Source organism: Mucilaginibacter sp. (assembly GCF_964263795.1).
In the GTDB taxonomy this organism is placed as follows: Bacteria; Bacteroidota; Bacteroidia; order Sphingobacteriales; family Sphingobacteriaceae; genus Mucilaginibacter.
Map to the genome: position 1 here is coordinate 1 of NZ_CAXVWK010000125.1, position 16,560 is coordinate 16,560.

The following is a 16,560-nucleotide window of genomic DNA, read 5'->3' on the forward strand; positions in this document are numbered from 1 at the left end:
GCCAGAATAACCTCTATAGGATCTTTTCTGAGAAAATCAAGCCTTGACGAGTTTCCGCAATTCGTTAACGTGCTATTGGGCAGTATGTCTGTAGTCGGTCCGAGGCCGCATCCTACACCACTTAATCTCGAGTCTAAAGGAACAATAGACAAGTATTTGGTAAGGCACTTAGTTAAACCAGGTATAACGGGCTGGGCACAGGTAAACGGGTTCAGAGGTGAAACAACTGAACCATCGCTTATGCTGGCGCGTGTAAATTACGATATCTGGTACATAGAGAACTGGAGCTTGCTGTTGGATCTTAAAATAATATTTCTAACTTTTTGGAAAACTATCGTAGGCGACAAAAATGCGTTTTAGGAACGATAACGTGTTAAGTTATAAACAACTTATACTTAACAAAGCGTAATTTCGTATTGGCAAAAACATATATATATATTAAATGAACAAAAAAGTAGCACTAATTACAGGTATAACCGGGCAGGATGGTGCATATCTTGCAGATTTATTATTATCTAAAGGTTACGAGATACATGGTATAAAACGCCGTAGTTCGTTGTTTAACACCGAGAGGATCGATCACCTTTACCAGGATCCGCACGATGAAAACCAAAAATTTATCTTGCATTACGGCGACCTTTCCGACTCTACTAACCTTATCCGTATTATCCAGCAAGTTCAGCCGGACGAGATTTATAACCTGGGTGCTATGTCGCACGTTAAGGTAAGCTTTGATACACCGGAGTATACAGCCAATGCGGATGGTATCGGTACTTTACGTTTGCTTGAAGCTATCCGTATTTTGGGCTTAACAAAAAAAACAAAAATTTACCAGGCATCCACCTCAGAGTTATATGGTTTGGTACAGGCTGTACCACAGTCAGAAACTACTCCGTTTTATCCACGCTCTCCTTATGCCGTTGCAAAAATGTACGCTTACTGGATAACGGTTAATTATCGTGAGGCTTACGGCATGTTTGCTTGTAATGGTATTTTATTTAACCATGAAAGCCCTTTACGTGGCGAAACATTTGTTACCCGTAAAATAACACGTGCCGCTGCAAAAATAGCACTGGGCTTACAAAGCAAAGTTTTTTTAGGTAACCTGGATGCTCAACGCGATTGGGGCCATGCAAAAGATTATGTAGAGGCTATGTACCTGATATTGCAGCAGGAAGTTGCAGAAGATTTTGTTATCGCTACAGGCGTTACCACCCGTGTTCGCGAATTTGTGCGCCTTGCATTTGCCGAATTGGGTATCGCAGTAGAATTTAAGGGCGAAGGTGTTGATGAAGTTGGTTACGTAGTATCGTGCTCAAACCCGCTTTACCAGGTTGAAAACGGAAAAGAGGTTGTGGCTGTAGATCCTAAATATTTCAGACCTACAGAGGTTGATCTTTTAATAGGCGACCCAACCAAATCCCAAACCAAATTGGGCTGGAAACCAAAGTATGATTTGCAAGGCTTGGTGAGGGAAATGGTTGCAACTGACGTTGAACTGTTCCGCCGCGAAAAATTGTTAAAAGATTCTGGTTACCAGATCAAAAATCAGTTTGAATAACAATAATGGAAAAAGACGCGAAGATATACATCGCTGGACATAGGGGGATGGTAGGCTCGGCCATTCACCGCAAGTTGACAAGAGAAGGGTATGAAAAGATCATTACCAGCACCTCCGATCAGCTTGACCTGCGTAGCCAACAGCAAACTGCCGATTTTTTTGCAGCGCAAAAGCCTGATTATGTTTTTTTAGCGGCAGCTAAGGTTGGCGGCATTGTAGCTAATAATACCTACCGGGCCGAATTTTTGTACGACAACCTGCAAATTCAAAACAACATAATACACTCGTCTTATCTTAACGGTGTAAAAAAACTGATGTTTTTAGGGTCGAGCTGTATTTATCCCAAATTTGCGCCGCAGCCGTTAAAAGAAGATTATTTATTGACGGGTTTACTTGAAAATACAAACGAACCTTATGCCATAGCAAAAATTGCCGGCATAAAAATGTGCGATGCGTACCGTGCTCAATATGGATGTAATTATATCTCGGTAATGCCTACTAACATGTACGGCCTTAATGATAATTATCATCCGCAAAATTCACATGTGCTACCTGCACTTATCCGCAGGTTTCATGAAGCTAAAACTGACGGCCTGCCATCTGTAACAATCTGGGGTACCGGTACACCAAAGCGCGAGTTTTTATATGCTGATGATCTGGCTGAAGCGTGCTTCTACCTGATGCAAAATTACAACGAAGAGGGACTGATTAACATTGGTACCGGCGAAGATATTTCTATTAAAGACCTTGCGTACCTGGTTAAAAAAATAACAGGATTTGAGGGCGAAATTTTGTTTGATACATCTAAGCCGGATGGCACCCCGCGTAAGTTGATGGATGTTTCTAAATTACACAGCAAAGGCTGGAAACACACTGTCGAACTGGAACAAGGTATTTGCCTGGCTTACCAGGATTTTCTGTCAAAACATACAAGCCTGATTTAATCAGGCTTGTATGTTTTATACCTTCCTAATCATAAGTTCTTAGCGTTGCTTTTGTCTACATGGTCCCACACACCGGTGTTATAACGGCCATACCATAACTTCATCGCAGCTACAGCAATTGGCCCCGGTATTTTTGGAGGCTGTACAGCCAGCCAGTTTAAGTGATTAGCCAGCTGTTCTCCCATTTTATCGAAGGTGAATTTGGCTATTATCTCAAGCGAGGCTTTTCCCATTGAAGCTTTACGCTGCCGATCTGTATCAATAAATTGAATGATCACCTGGCTTATCTCATCCACATCCTGAGGATTAAAACCGTAGCCATTAATGCCCGTCTGCAGCAGATCGTCGGCAGCATTAATAGTTCTGCTTAGCAAAACCGGTAAACCTGCTGCCATCGCTTCATTTACTACTAATCCCCAGGTTTCTGACAGGCTGGGCAAAATAAACGCGTCGCAACGGCTCAGATAAGCCGGCAATTGATAGTTATTAACGGCATCAACAAAATCCACTGTGATTAATCCGAGGTTATGTGATAGCTGCTTCAGTTTTTCTTCCTGCGGTCCGTTACCTACAATCATTAGGCGGTAACCGCTGTTGTGCTGTTGTACTTTTTGCCAGGCCTTTAACAGGCTATCGATATTTTTAACCGGTACCAGCCTGGCCACGCAGATGATAGTACCGCCGCTTTTATTTTCGGTGGCTGCATTACCGAAAAAATCGTTATCGATTGTATTGAAGCCGTAAAAAAAGTTAACGCCTTTTTGCTTGAAAAAAGCCCATTCCCGGTCATATGTTTTAGAAGGAAGCCACAAACTATCCGCTTGTGCGGTGATCAGATTTTTAATCCCCTGCACTACAATATTGCGTTTGAATTGCGACGGTTTTGCATCATCAAACATGATAAACTTTTTTCGGTTGCGCTTGGCCCATGCAACGCCTAAAGCACCGGGATAAAATACGATAGATGACCCGATAACCACATCCGGCTGCAACTGGTTTAAAATACGATCGACGCCTTCTTTAATCTGATACTTATCAAGTTCAAGTGGGCCATGATCCGGGAAAATACATTGCCACCACGGCAAAGTATTATTGGCAATATCAAATGCATAGGGCGACCCTTTCCCAAAAAGTTCGACAGCCCGAAAATCAATATTTCTATCACCCAGATATTGGTTCAGGAAGATCAGCCGGGATCGCCAGTAGGCCTTAAAATCGTTATTGATAATTACTACTTTCAATTACTTGTCTTCCCTTCTTTTAAACTTATCCCAAATGACCGGCAAAAGCGTTTTAAGCCATAATTTGGTTACAGCGCCAAGATAATCTTTAGGAAAATGTTTTTTTATATATCGCAGGTACTCTTTATAAGCCAGGCCTTTTACGCTGTACAAATAATTGATGCGCTTTTTCAACGGATGCTCGGCAGATAACCAGTTAACGCCATGATCGTCTTCGCAATAGCCGTAATATCCCGGTGCGATTACCACATCTACCCCCTTGCGCGATGCAGTGATCGTGTAATCGAAGTCGGCCAGGTAGTGTGTGTATCCCCCGGCAAACAGGCCGATCTTTGCAACCGTTATATGATCTACAAAAAATATATTAGCATTTGCCAACTGGCAGGCCACAGGCTCTATGTCGTGTGGCTTTAAGCCATAATAAGCAGCCCTGTCAGGCTTATATAAGGCATGCCCACCGTAAGAAAGCTTGTTAGTTACCGGGCTAAGTGTAGAGCCGATGAGGATTGCGCCTTTGTTCCTATTTACGGCAGAATATGTGGCCAGTAAACGCACAATGCTATCGGGCATTAAAATTACATCGTCGTTAAAAAGAAAAAAAAGATCATACGGTTTTTGTGCGGCTGCATATGCCCAAACGGATCGCATGCCACCAGCCCAAAAAAGGCTTCCGGTGCCATTTAAAATATTTATCTGCGGATATTTTTGTGCCACCGATGTGCTGGTTCCGTCCGTTGATCCGTCATCTAATAAATAAACATCCGCGTTTAACTGATCTAAAGCAGGCTGAGAAATCAGGCTTTGTAAAAAAGTGAGTGTTTTATTTTTCCGGTTATGGCAAGTGAGCAGTACAGCAACCGTTGGTTTGCCGGAACCAGCCAATTTATGGTTTGGATCAGATACTTGCAAAACGTTCTTGTTCCTTACTTTTATCAACAAAATCAATAGTGTTTTGCTTAATCCTTAAAAATAAAAATACCAGTACAAAGGGCAGTATCAGTATAGGCTCGCCAAAGCTTAATGCCAGAATGATAAGGGCGCAGTAAACCAAATTTTCTATTTTTACTACATAAGGGCGGCAAAACCGGATATAGCGGTACATCAGGTATAAAAAGCCCACAATCCCAAATTTGGCAAAAAAGTCGAAGATACCGTTAGATATGTTCACTGTGAACTGCTTGTTAAGAGTATCGTTGTACTTATTGCTGACACCCAGGATAAGTTTATCACCAAATGAGTTGATGATATGCCACATGCTTGAGAAACGGTTCAACGGGATCTCCATGCGGTTATGACGGTAGAATTTTTCCAGCACTTTCAGGTGGTTAAGGTCGCGCATGTCTTCTTTGTACGTATCTATGATCTTATCCCCCAAAAAGGGCACAAACACTACCAGCGCTATCAACACCGGCAGTAGCACCAGCACCCAAATATTTAACTTAGGTACACGGTAGCGGTACGCCAATATAAATAGCACGAATAAACCCAGGTAGTTAGTAGTTGAGAACGTAGTGATGTTGGCTATAATAAGAATGATAGCTGTGCCATCGAACCTGAACCGGTTCAGGAAAAAGTGGAACATTAGCGCCAGCACTAAAAAACAGCCGAACGCACCGGGCTCCCAAACAAAGCCGGAATTACTGTAATCATGGAAGCCCCTGGTAAAAGTAAAGACCAAAAAATTAGTATATCCCGGCAAGCTATTACCGGTAGGTACGCTTACTGCCGAGAATATCTTAAACATGGTTTCAGGGGCGATAAGCTGCAAAGCAAAAAACACGAATGACACTACAGAAAGATGCGTCATCACTTTTACCATATAGGCAATTGTCTCTTCTTTTAAAATTGCACAAATTATAAATGCCAGCCACGCATATTTGACGAGGAACAGTAAATCGCTCCCCAGATAATCAATCTCTAACTCATTAACCAGGTAAAACCTAAGGACTACAAACAAGACATACACCACCGAAAAGATGAGTAAGCTCTTCATTTCGGCAGCCTCGAACCGCCTTCTAACCAAGCCTATCACAATGATCAAAAACATGGTGATGAACCATGCAGCCGTGTTGGAAGAAAGGATATTAGCGTTTGACGACAGCAGGAGGAACAATAAGGTGGCGACGTAGAGAAGATTAATGTCTTTAAGTTTCATGAACTATGGGGCATTTTTTATAAAAGTAATAAAATTACAAGTCGAACTATACTTAAATCTACAAATTGGCAGATGTGAGCGCTGCAACATCTTTAAACAAAGGGGCGTTAGCTTTCAATTTTTCAAAGCTCCAGTCCCACCATTTGAGGGCTGATAATTGTTGGATCTGCTGCTCCTCAAACCGGTATCTGATGTGTTTGGCTGGCACACCCCCAACAATTTCATAAGGCGCTACATCCTGATTTACAACCGCGCCAGATGCCACAATGGCACCGTCGCCAATGGTTACGCCGTCCATAATCAATACGTTATTGCCTATCCACACATCGTTACCTATCTTAACCACATATTTTTGTTGCTCATCAATATAAACATGGTCGTTGAACAGGTTATTCTTCACAAAAGAAAAACCGGCCTGCCGCTGAGTTGAATAAAAAGCAGGATGTGTTGAAGCAAAACCTCCCGATGGGTGCACGCCAAGTCCGGTTTGTACATGGCTGCCAATCGAGCAAAATTTACCGATAAGCGTTTTGCTGATGTAGCTTTTGTCGGCAATGTAGGTAGCTATTCCTACCTCTGACGAACCTACTATAGTATCTGCGCCGATTACGTTTTGGCCTTTAAAATCATTACGGGTATCCAAAACAACGCCCGGGCCTATTGCTACCTTTTTGGTACGGTACCCCCAACGGTAATAATTCCTTTTAAGCCAATCTTTCATCTAAGTAACAAATACAAGCCATAAATATAGCCAACTTAGCTAAAAAATCTATGTGATTATATCACATTAAAAATGTTTGCGTTTGCATAGCCGGCACAATATTTTTGTATCACAACTGACGACAAACCATTACATTTAGGCAATTTTTAACACCTCCAAATCACAAAAATATCTGATTAATGAAAAGTAAAATAAAAACAGGCAACAAGCTTCAAGTTATTGATAAGATAGTGCTGGTGTTGAATATTATTGGTGCGATATGCCTGCTGCTTAGTTACCTGGCACCAGGTACCGATCCGCGGGACATTAGCTTTATAGCTATATTAGGTTTTGGTTACCATTTGTTAGTCATAGCAAACGTTCTTGCTATTATTTATTGGTTATTCCGCAAAAGAGTTTTTGCACTTATCTCATTGATAGTAGTTATCGCGGGCGCCTACTTTTTCAGTTACAATTTTGGCTTTCGTTCAAGCGCCTACCCCGCGCAAAATAAACCCGCTAACACGATACGGATAATGGCTTATAATGTACATGCTTTAAAGGGAATAGAACACTATGAGGGTGAAAGTATTAAGCAGGGAGTACTTGACCTGATTAAGAGCAAACAGCCGGATGTAATCAATTTTGAAGAGTTTGTAGTAACCGTTGCCGACAAGGGAGCTTTTACAGATTCATTAATAGGGCTTAATTATAAATATCATTATTTTAAACCTTATGGTATAAGAAGGGCCGACTCATCCGGAAACGCAATATTTTCTAAGTATCCATTGTCAAAATTTGATAGTGTAAAATCACCAAACCTTTTACAAACCAGAGGAATTTATGCAGATGTGCTGGTGAATGGAAAAACATTCAGGATGTACTGCGCACATTTGGCTGCAGTACAGATAAAGGATCAGGAAAAAAGTAAATATTTGAACGGCGGGATTAATCTTGAAAAATCTTCGTTCATCACCAGCAAACTCTCATCAGCGTTTATAAGAAGAAGTTTCCAGGTATCTCAAATCAAAAAAAATATTGATGACTGCCCCTATCCGTATGTTATAGTTGGCGATTTTAACGATACCCCGATGTCTTTTGCTGTTAATGAATTAGGAGATGGCCTTAAAAATGCTTTCAGAGAAAAGGGCAGCGGTTTTGTAAACACCTACTATAATACATTCCCAAAGCTCCACATCGACCATGTTCTGGCGAGCCCTCAGTTTGATGTAATAACTTACGAAGCCGTAGATAAAAAGCTATCTGATCACAAACCGATTGTAGTAGATCTGGAGCTGAACTAGCTAAAGGAATATTAAGTTAGCGAGTTTTACCTTAAAAAATCACTCACAAAGTTATTCATAACCGTGTCTACGTTCAGATTCTTTGTTGCGTAGTTACGGGCATTGATGCGTTTACGTTCAAGGTTTTCATCAAGTTTGATATTGAGTATAAGTTGAGTAAGCTGCTCATGGTTGGCCGGCTCAACAATATACCCAAAGTCCTGCTCTATAACCATATCGTAAAGTGAGGTACCTTTCGAGGCGGTAATAATACTGGCTCCGCCTACAGCCAAAATGGTGGTCAGCTTGGATGGCATTACCAGATCCCCGGCGTTAGCTTTTTGAAGCACCAGGTGAAGATCGGCCATGTTTAAAAAATCATTAAAAATTTCTTTTGGCTGTACCGATAAAAAGGTAATGTTGTTAATGCCTTCCCTGTTGGATTGCTCAATCAGCTGCTCGTTGTACGGACCTGATGCACAGATAACAAATTTGATATGCTTATGCTGCTGCAACTGCTTGGCTGTTACAAGAATATTCTCAAGACCTTGCTTAACTCCTACCGCGCCGGAATATAGTAACACCATATCAGTATCAGCAAAACCCCATTTTTGTTTGAGCAAATGCCTGTTAGCTACCGGGAAATACTCATCGGTATCTACCCAATTGGGGAAAAACGACACTTCGCGGTTCACTTTGGTTTTGATCTTTTTGATCATTCCCTCAGATATACTGCTTACGTAATCGGCGCCGCGCAAAATCTTTTCTTCCACCTTAAACAACCCGGCCAGGATGCGCTTGCGCGAAAATAGCTTAAGGTCACGGGCAGCTTCAATCTGCATATCTTGTATATGATAAAGCAATTTTCCGCCATTTAATTTTCTGAAAATTAATCCTAAATAAGCCAGGTGAAAAGGCGGCGCCACCGTTACGATCAGATCATACTTACGATGCGAGATCACCAGTTTAAATATCATCAGGAATTTAGATAACCAGTACGAAAAATCCTGAAGAGCGCGCTTTTTACCTGTTGGGTTTTTAGGGATATAAGAAGGGCAACGGTAGATAATTAAATCGGGTTTGCCGTCACCTACGGGCATCAGCTCCTTTTTATACCAAAAGTTGTTATACGGCGCCTGTACTTTCCAATAAGGATAGTAAGGAAAAGTGGTTATCACCGTGCACTCATATCCCTTATTAGCCAGCCATAGAAGCATCTCACCGTTATATTTGCCTATACCTATCGGTTCAGGCGAAAAATTATGGCTGATTAACAGGATTTTCTTATTGCTCATTTATAACGTACGCCCGTGGCTGGTAAATGTATATCACCTTTTGATTGCCTCAGGTAATAAAATTAAAGATAAATTGTTTTTAAACTGAAGTTTGTTTGTACTGATGTTTTGAATAGTTAGCGCTTGCTAAATTAGCAATAAAATCTCGCAAACGGATAGCAAGTAAGGTAATTGCCAACAACCGTACAACCAGTTAATTACTCTATCGAATCTGCTTTTTCACTAAAAATTTCTTTTGTTTTAAGCACTATAAAATACTCATAAATAGCTTGCATAGTGGCGTAGCTTACACCTGTTACCCCATCCAAAAACGCCATCCGGAAAAGCACCATGTAAAACCATTTGACAATCGGCCTGCCCGGAAGTTTGTAAAAAAGGCCCTTTTGATGATAGCGCTTCTCAGTAAAATCCCTACTGAAAAATGCTTTGGTCAATGAATAGGTTTTACCCTCGCCCATTTCCGCAACGCGCATCTCGGCTTCCATATCGGCATACCCCAAATGGCGGGCAAACCAAAAACGGATACCTTTACTAAAGGGATAATGGTCCAGATAGCCGTTTAGCCGCCCTACTGGCCCCAGCGGTTTTGATATCGGGTTAACCAGTCGTTCGTAGCCCATTTTTTCGGGTCGGAAAAATCGGATGTAAAAGGGTGATATCTGTGCATGCTTTAACCAAACACCATTCCAGGCAAAATCCCGGCGGCGTATTTCGTAGGCAACATAAGTATTGTTACTGAGGTCAAGCTGCGTAATGATTTGATGAAGCTCCTCAGAGACGCGTTCGTCCGCGTCTATGTAAAGCACCCAGGAATATTTAAACTTAATGTTTTCAAGCCCCCAGTTTTGGTGAGCAGACCAATTGTCAAATTTTCTTTGGGTTATTTTAGCACCGGCTTGCAATGCTATTTCAATAGTAGCATCGTCGCTATATGAATCATAAACATGGATATCATCACACCAGCTTACTGATGCAAGGCAACCCGGCAAATCCTTTGCTTCGTTTTTGGTAAGTATCAGCACGGATATCATCGGTGGCAAAGTTAAACTTTTTGACGCGGTTTAAGCGGTTTACACGGGTGCCCGGCGCATATCGTCCATTCGGGCATATCTTTAACAACAACGGCACGAGCCCCTATTACACAACCGTCGCCGATTGTAACTCCGGGGTGTACAAACACATCGGTCGCTAACCAAACATTCGCACCGATAGTTATCCCGCGGGTAACTAATGGCATGCCCGGTTTGGTATAATCATGCGTGCCGGTGCAAATATTTACTCCCTGCGATAGTACAGACCGCCGGCCGATCCTGATCATCCCCTGCGAATACAATATAGCCCCGCTGCCAATACCACAACCATCACTTAAATCTAAATTCCAGGGTGCCCAGATCTTTACACCCGGATAAACATGTACGCCCCGGCCTACCCTGGCGCCAAAACTGCGCAGTAAGAACGATCGCCAGCTATGCAACGGTTTAGGTGAAAACCTGAAAAAAAGATTGTAAATTAAACCCCAGGCCAGCCTTGCCAAACGGTTACGAACAGAAAAAGATGGACCTGTAAGTGTATCCTGGTTAACCATTGATTTTCTAGCTATTTAGCGTAACCCTAACTGTGCTCTAATATTGACAATACATGGTCTGCGAAAGGCAATTATAATAAAGATATTCATCTTTTGCGGCACTTAAACAACAGATGGCACATTAATAAGTGAGTTTATGAAGGATATGGATGCCGGCCCGATATGAAAATTGTTCTGGTAAGTGACAAGGGCATTATCGCCCATGCGGTTTTGCTCGTCGTCTGACAGGCCCATCCATTCATCTAAGGTATGCTGTGTGCCGTCAAGTGTATCGGAGTTCACAATACCGCCGCCACCGGCCTGTATCTCGTTCCAGATGTTGATCTGATGCGATATCAGAACCGGCTTGCGGCAGGCCATCGCCTCAACTACTGCTATACCAAAGTTTTCCTGATGGCTGGGCAGTACAAAAGCATCGCAGCCATACAGCGCGCCCCATTTACTGTTGCCTGTAAGCATTCCTGTAAAAAAAACACGCCCCTCTAAATGCGGGTATAATATTAATAACTTTTTCATCTTAGCACCGTATGCTGTTTGCATACCAGGCCCTGCAATAACTAATTTTGGAAAATTACTCCCAACAGCTAACGACCGTGCAACCAGCATGGAATACGCCTGTATCAGCAGGTCGACACCTTTTTTTTTGTGAATACGGCTCAAAAACAATAGGTAGCGTTCACCTTTTACCTGTGGGCACCTGCTTAAAAACTCGTCGAGCATCGCCTCATTATAATCCGGCGGCGGTATGATGCCGTAGCCTACATTGATCTCTTTTTTGGGGTGATAACCAACAAAGGATTTACGCGCAAGCACCATTTCGGTTTCGCAGGTAAATAAAACACCTTCGGCATCGTTTACTACTTTCCTTTCAATGAGTTTCCAATAAAACCAGTTGCGGATCGCTTTTAAACGCCGCTCGGGCGCTGTTTGAAAGTATGGGTCGAGCATGCCGTGCGGCATCACAAATATTGCAGGTACATGAATGTCCGGGTTTCGCTTTGCCTGCCGTTTCAGGGTTTTAATAGCACTCCAGCCGGCATAACTAGGATAAATCCACAAGCCGTTTATTACAACCGTGTCAAAACGGCTTAGGTTAGCCAGCAACCAGGGTATCAGCCGCGGCGCGTAATGCCATGGGCCCATTGCCGGCCCTAAAGCATGGATAACAAAATCATCTGATCCTAAAAAGTCCGAGTTTGGGTCGTCCAGGCTTACTACCTCGCGGCTGATGCCGTACCGCACAATTTCAGGATTACTGTTACGGATGCCCTGGCAGGGGCCGCCGCTGGTGGGGTTCATGGTAGCAATAATGTGCAGCAGTTTCATGGCACCTTTACGTTAATAGACAAAACCGTTTGCACGGGTAAAGTATTTGGCATCGGCCGGTATTTGCTGTATGGGCTTTGCAGGTACCCCCCCGTATAACATCCACTCTTCGGTATAAGCTTTGTTAAGCAGCGATTTTGCACCCAGTACCGATCTGGCGGGCAACCCGGCACCACCAAGCATCACTACATTGGTACCTACAAAAGTGTATTCGCCAATAATGATAGGGGCGCTGTGCTGCCGGCTTTCTATCATATCAATAGAGTGTGTTAAAAATTGCGACTGGTAACCGGCAACGGTGCTAAACCGGCCAATATCGATAAGGTTAGTACAATCAAAATGATGGTTTTTAGTAATAGCTGCATTATCGCCCAGTTTAAAAACCGACCGCCTGGCTGCCTGGTGGCCAAAATGTTTTGATTTGGTGTTAGATGGAAATCCTGTTATCCAATTGCCGCGGGCGATGGAAGATTTTACGCCAAGCTGCATCTCATCCAAATGTATCGCTACGTTAAAATGACCTATCCGTGCACCCTCCTCCATCACCAGCATCCGTGGATAAACCCAAGATAGGCCAATGCGTGCTGTAGGATGCAGCGTGTAACCAAACCAGCTTTTAAGGGCCATACGCCTTAGCGGCCAAGGTAAAATAAATGCAATTACTTTTAAAAACATCTACCGGTAAATATAAACTTAATAGCCGTATTTGGCCCGCGTATTATTCAAAGTTTCGGCAACCGCACCTATCACCTCGTCAACGGTTATGGATAGAATGCATTTCTTTTTCTGGACAATACACATCTCCAGCCCGCAGCCTGCACAATCTGTTTTATGATAAATGATCTTATTACCATTATCCCGCGGGTACCATTGCCTTGGAAAGTTGCGTGCCGAATAGATGGCAACAATGGGTACGCCTGTAGCTGCAGCCAAATGCATTGGGCCGCTATCATGCCCTACAAAAATACGTGCCCGGCTTAAAACCGCTCCGGATATTCTGGGCGATGTTTGTCCGCATAGGTTTATACCCGCTCCGCCCCAGGCTTCGATGCATTTAGCCGAACGCTCCGCTTCTTCATGTGAGCCTACCATTACCAGTTGCCAGCCGGGATGTAGCAACTTCAACCGCTTAAAGAACGTAGTCCAGTTATCCTGCTCCCAGTCGTTAGATTGCCGTTTGGTGCCCACGCTTGCCGCTATAACAGGTTTGCCCGGGTCACATCCGGATAGTGCGTCATTTGCCGATGCAATTTCCTCTACGCCAAAATGCAGGTCCCAGGCGTGATCACTTTGCAGGTCTATGGCACCCAGCGGTAACAGCCTTCGGGCAAGCCGTTTAGCCTCCCACTCAAAATCGCCGGTATCATGGTCTGCCGTTAGTTCGTAATCCTCCCGCAATGTTGGGAAACCAACCAGTTTTTTGATGCCGGCCGACCGGAAGAAGAGGTTATCGCGCAGTACACCTAGTTTGGTGGTACGCAGGTCTTTTAAGATGCGGGTTGTTGCCAGGTTAACTGCAATATCTATTTTTTGCGCCCGGATCTCTTTCCATACATCATAAAGCACCCGTAGGTTACGCGTCCCGGATGGATAGTTGATAACACGGTCATAGTAATAATGATGGCCTAGAACGCTTTCGAGCGCGGGGGCTTTTGAAACAATGGGCCGGTTGGTAAGCAGCGTTACATCTGCATCAGGGAAAACCTCGCGCACCTTATTAAAAACAGGCAGGGCAACAATGGTGTCGCCAAGGCTGCCAATGCGATATATTAATATTTTTTGAGGTTTGTCATCCACATTATGGCGATTTAAATGCAGTATTTAACTGCTGCAGAAATTGGGGTTATGAGTGCTCAGCGTCGCCTACAGGTACTTCTACCTTTAGCGCCGAAATCAATAAACCGCCAACTAAGGTCGAAAAACCTAACGTTGTGGGTTGCGCCCACTGGCTTTGCGCAATAAATACAAAAGCCATGCTTAGTATAATCCATGGCAACATATCCCGCTGGGCCAGCCTCCTGAAACTTAGCCAGCCTGCTTTGATACAAAACGATACCCTTATAAATATTACGAGCAAGCCCATTACAGTGCCCATTTCTCCGATCAGACGACCCCATTCTTCTTCTGCGATCAAAAACTCAACATCGCCGGTAAGCAACTTGGCGCCTACATTAGTACCCATACCTATCCCGTAGCCAAAGAAAGGCTGATCAGTAGATTGTACGGCACCTAACAATTGCCCCAGGAAACGGTTACCTAAAGTGCCTTCTAATCCGCCTTCTACATCACTGGCATCGCTATACCTGGATACAAGCGCCTCAGTCGATTTCTGGAAAAACTCTAACTTATTTAACAGCATTATTGCCCCGGCTATACCTACAATGGCCAATACCATGCGCCCAATATACTTAGGGTTTCTTGATACCGATATAAACGCAAAAAATACGGTGATAACCACCTGGAAGATAAGTGTACGGCTGATAGAAAGCGGTACTGAGGCTATCAGACAAATAGATGAGGCAATTAACAGTATTCGGTTGACACTTGACGGGTTTAGCCAAAAGTAAACTACAAACAGACCTACTACCGACCAGAATTGCGTATTACCACTGGTAAATGAAAAAGTACCCGGCGGCCTGAAAAACCCAAGTGCACCGGCAAAACCACCGCCGGCAAGATCGCCACCCACCCCGCGGTTGATAAATGACGATTGCGGACTATAGAACTGAACGGCGATAAGTACCAACATGGGCATTGATATCCAGAGCATCATTTTGCCAAACCTTAACACGTCTTCCCGATCAAACAGCTTGCCTATTAAAAACATCATGGGGAAGTGAATAAGCAGGATTCGGGTGCCGTAAAATGCCACCGCCATACTACCATGCCCAATACTTAACGCTGTAAAAAATGCGAAAATAGCCGTAAACGACATGGCCCATACATAATTATTGGTTGGAAACACGCCATTTTTAAGCGCTACAAATAGCATCCAGATAGCTACAGGGTCTCTTACAATAAGAAGCGGCGCGGCAAGTTTAGGGATGCCCCACTTACGGATAGCCCCCTCGGTAAGTAACAGTATAATATAAACCCAAACACCTTTTTTTAAAAGCGCAATCACTGCCTCGCGCTGCTGAGCGGCCTTTATGCGTCGCTCGGTCATCACGGGGTTAAATTGTAATGCGCTATCCGGGTTAAATTCTGCGTTCATTTAATTAGCCCGAAATTACTAAATATTATAATTAATTGCCTGCGCTAATTCACTCCCGTAAACTTGCCAGGGCCTTTGCGCGGCGGTTAGCAAAGCCTGGTGCCCGGCATCAGCTATCATTTGAGGCCTGCGGATAAGGTTTTCAATAGCATTTTGTAGTTCCTGCTGGTTACCTGCCTGTATCAGCCAACCGTTGTCACCATCACGAATAATATCCGGCCCGGCAGTTCGTTCGGTAGTTATTACAGGGGTGCCCTGTGCCATTGCCTCGGTTATTACCAGCCCAAACCCTTCAAATAAGGAGGGAAATAATAATACGTCGTGCTGGCGCATGATAGCTAAAATCTCGTGGTGCGGCATAGTGGGAATCCATTTATGCTTTGCAAGGGCCGCATTGAGTGCCGGGCACGCGGTTCCCGTTTTACTGCCAACAACGGTAAGCTCGACATGCCTGCCTAGTTTTTCAACTGCTGCAAACATCTCGGCAATTCCCTTACGTTGCGAAAGGCCGCCAACGAATAATAGCTTCAGCGGCTTATTTTCTTTAGCCTGATAAGTCCTTTCTCCAGCCACATCAGGGAAACCATAAGGCACTATTTCAACAGGTGCAGTTTCGGTAGGATAATCAAGCAATGTTTTCGCGGTAAATGAACTTGCTACAAAAATCCGATCGGCGAGCCGTAATTCATCATCCTTGCGGGCAAGTTTTTCAGCCGAATCTTTAAAAGTGGTTAGGGTCGCAGCCCAATCCGGCCATTTTTCGGCCTCGTTCTCCAGTAACTTGCGGCCGGCACGCCAGTATCCGATAGGCAGGTCGTAAAAACATTGCAAATCTAATTTTTCGGCTTTTTGGAAGGTAGAGAGAGCGGCATCCTCGTAACAATAAACAGCGCCGGCACCCGAAAACCGACTTAAATTGTTTGCGACATGCAAATCCATACTTTTGTATATCGAATCGATGCTGAAAAATCCTTTTTCATGCAATAAAAGTGCAGAAAGATTCATCTTTTGCGAAAACAACCGCCCCATTTCACGCCAGGGGGTAAGGTGCGTGAGGGGCCTTAGCCGCTCATCGAGCCGCCGGCGGCGAAACTCTTTCAACGGCCCAAAACCTGCAAGCGTATCCAACCAGCTACCCGGGAAACTGGCTAAGGCCGTATAATACGCCGCCAGTATCCCTGCATCATACATGCCTGAAATTGCCGCCCGTACGTTAGCATTTCCTGTTGGATGGGATACGATTAATTTCATTTATT

General features: G+C 43.8%; 16 protein-coding genes. 4 read left to right on the top strand and 12 right to left on the bottom strand.

Features of this window, described 5'->3' with window-relative positions:
- The 3 genes from ACE5CV_RS19630 to ACE5CV_RS19640 all read left to right on the top strand — a co-directional run.
- Nucleotides 1-360: sugar transferase (locus tag ACE5CV_RS19630; RefSeq protein ID WP_374951905.1), on the top strand; the 360-nt coding region annotated here is incomplete at its 5' end.
- Between the two features lie 82 nt (nucleotides 361-442).
- Nucleotides 443-1,561: a GDP-mannose 4,6-dehydratase gene (gmd, locus tag ACE5CV_RS19635; protein ID WP_374951906.1), complete on the top strand. Its 1,119-nt coding sequence runs from the start codon at nucleotides 443-445 to the stop codon at nucleotides 1,559-1,561.
- A 5-nt stretch (nucleotides 1,562-1,566) separates the two neighbouring features.
- On the top strand, nucleotides 1,567-2,505 hold the full coding sequence (locus tag ACE5CV_RS19640; protein ID WP_374951907.1) for a GDP-L-fucose synthase family protein: 939 nt from the start codon (nucleotides 1,567-1,569) through the stop codon (nucleotides 2,503-2,505).
- A 29-nt stretch (nucleotides 2,506-2,534) separates the two neighbouring features.
- Here the strand turns inward: ACE5CV_RS19640 and ACE5CV_RS19645 are convergent, their stop codons facing one another.
- Genes ACE5CV_RS19645 through ACE5CV_RS19660 form a run of 4 tightly spaced genes read right to left on the bottom strand, consistent with a single transcriptional unit; the run spans nucleotide 2,535 to nucleotide 6,622 of the window.
- Nucleotides 2,535-3,746, bottom strand: a complete 1,212-nt coding sequence (locus ACE5CV_RS19645) for a glycosyltransferase family 4 protein (protein ID WP_374951908.1) — start codon at nucleotides 3,744-3,746, stop codon at nucleotides 2,535-2,537.
- Complete coding sequence (locus tag ACE5CV_RS19650; RefSeq protein WP_374951909.1) at nucleotides 3,747-4,655, bottom strand: glycosyltransferase family 2 protein; 909 nt, start codon at nucleotides 4,653-4,655, stop codon at nucleotides 3,747-3,749.
- Nucleotides 4,642-5,901 (bottom strand): O-antigen ligase family protein, encoded by a 1,260-nt coding sequence (locus ACE5CV_RS19655; protein ID WP_374951910.1) that lies wholly within the window; start codon nucleotides 5,899-5,901, stop codon nucleotides 4,642-4,644. Before ACE5CV_RS19655 ends, ACE5CV_RS19650 begins: the two co-directional genes overlap by 14 nt.
- 58 nt (nucleotides 5,902-5,959) lie before the next feature.
- Nucleotides 5,960-6,622, bottom strand: coding sequence for a CatB-related O-acetyltransferase (locus ACE5CV_RS19660; RefSeq protein WP_374951911.1), 663 nt, complete (start codon nucleotides 6,620-6,622; stop codon nucleotides 5,960-5,962).
- Nucleotides 6,623-6,801: 179 nt separating this feature from the next.
- Here ACE5CV_RS19660 and ACE5CV_RS19665 point away from each other — a divergent pair, with 179 nt between their 5' ends.
- Nucleotides 6,802-7,905: an endonuclease/exonuclease/phosphatase family protein gene (locus ACE5CV_RS19665; protein ID WP_374951912.1), complete on the top strand. Its 1,104-nt coding sequence runs from the start codon at nucleotides 6,802-6,804 to the stop codon at nucleotides 7,903-7,905.
- 26 nt (nucleotides 7,906-7,931) lie between these two features.
- Here ACE5CV_RS19665 and ACE5CV_RS19670 read toward each other — a convergent pair whose 3' ends face one another.
- The 8 genes from ACE5CV_RS19670 to ACE5CV_RS19705 form a co-directional block, all read right to left on the bottom strand.
- Nucleotides 7,932-9,179, bottom strand: a complete 1,248-nt coding sequence (locus ACE5CV_RS19670) for a WcaI family glycosyltransferase (protein WP_374951913.1) — start codon at nucleotides 9,177-9,179, stop codon at nucleotides 7,932-7,934.
- A gap of 197 nt (nucleotides 9,180-9,376) precedes the next feature.
- Nucleotides 9,377-10,210, bottom strand: coding sequence for a glycosyltransferase family 2 protein (locus ACE5CV_RS19675; RefSeq protein ID WP_374951914.1), 834 nt, complete (start codon nucleotides 10,208-10,210; stop codon nucleotides 9,377-9,379).
- A gap of 11 nt (nucleotides 10,211-10,221) precedes the next feature.
- A complete protein-coding gene (locus tag ACE5CV_RS19680; protein ID WP_374951915.1) occupies nucleotides 10,222-10,764 on the bottom strand; it encodes a putative colanic acid biosynthesis acetyltransferase in 543 nt (180 codons plus the stop codon).
- A 102-nt stretch (nucleotides 10,765-10,866) separates the two neighbouring features.
- Nucleotides 10,867-12,090 (bottom strand): glycosyltransferase, encoded by a 1,224-nt coding sequence (locus ACE5CV_RS19685; protein WP_374951916.1) that lies wholly within the window; start codon nucleotides 12,088-12,090, stop codon nucleotides 10,867-10,869.
- A gap of 12 nt (nucleotides 12,091-12,102) precedes the next feature.
- Nucleotides 12,103-12,765 carry an acyltransferase gene (locus tag ACE5CV_RS19690; protein WP_374951917.1) on the bottom strand — a complete coding sequence of 221 codons (663 nt, stop codon included), beginning with the start codon at nucleotides 12,763-12,765 and terminating at the stop codon, nucleotides 12,103-12,105.
- A gap of 18 nt (nucleotides 12,766-12,783) precedes the next feature.
- Nucleotides 12,784-13,887, bottom strand: coding sequence for a glycosyltransferase family 9 protein (locus ACE5CV_RS19695; protein ID WP_374951918.1), 1,104 nt, complete (start codon nucleotides 13,885-13,887; stop codon nucleotides 12,784-12,786).
- Between the two features lie 46 nt (nucleotides 13,888-13,933).
- A complete protein-coding gene (locus ACE5CV_RS19700) occupies nucleotides 13,934-15,304 on the bottom strand; it encodes a hypothetical protein (RefSeq protein WP_374951919.1) in 1,371 nt (456 codons plus the stop codon).
- An 18-nt stretch (nucleotides 15,305-15,322) separates the two neighbouring features.
- Nucleotides 15,323-16,555 carry a glycosyltransferase family 4 protein gene (locus ACE5CV_RS19705; RefSeq protein WP_374951920.1) on the bottom strand — a complete coding sequence of 411 codons (1,233 nt, stop codon included), beginning with the start codon at nucleotides 16,553-16,555 and terminating at the stop codon, nucleotides 15,323-15,325.
- Nucleotides 16,556-16,560: the final 5 nt, after the last annotated feature.